1 protein-coding gene is annotated in these 382 nt (G+C 34.3%); it reads right to left on the bottom strand.

Annotation, left to right across the window (positions count from 1 at the left end):
* Positions 1 to 16: 16 nt before the first annotated feature.
* Positions 17 to 382: nucleoside-diphosphate kinase (ndk, locus tag KSP9073_RS17405; protein ID WP_042899222.1), on the bottom strand; the 366-nt coding region annotated here is incomplete at its 5' end.

Genomic DNA, 382 nt, shown 5'->3' with positions numbered 1-382 from the left:
GTTTATAGCTTATATTTTATTCATATAACCATGCATCACGTGGTGAAGCATAGCTAGTAATTTCATTTTCATTAAACCATAAATTAATTTCACGTTCAGCAGACTCTAATGAATCTGAACCGTGAATGATATTTCTACCAACAGTTAAACCTAAATCACCTCTAATTGATCCTGGTGAAGCTTCTGAAGGATTGGTGCTGCCAATAATATGTCTAGATACATTAACTGCATCTTCACCTTCAACTACCATTGCGAACACTGGTGCTGATGTAATAAATGAAATTAAATCATTATAAAATGGTTTACCTTGGTGTTCACCATAATGTGTTTCAGCAAGTTCCATTGGTACTTGCATTAATTTACCACCGACAAGTTTTAGTCC

Origin of the sequence: Kushneria phyllosphaerae (assembly GCF_900312995.1) — a bacterium.
Lineage (GTDB): Bacteria > Pseudomonadota > Gammaproteobacteria > Pseudomonadales > Halomonadaceae > Kushneria > Kushneria phyllosphaerae.
This window is presented reverse-complemented; position numbering and strand designations above follow the sequence as displayed.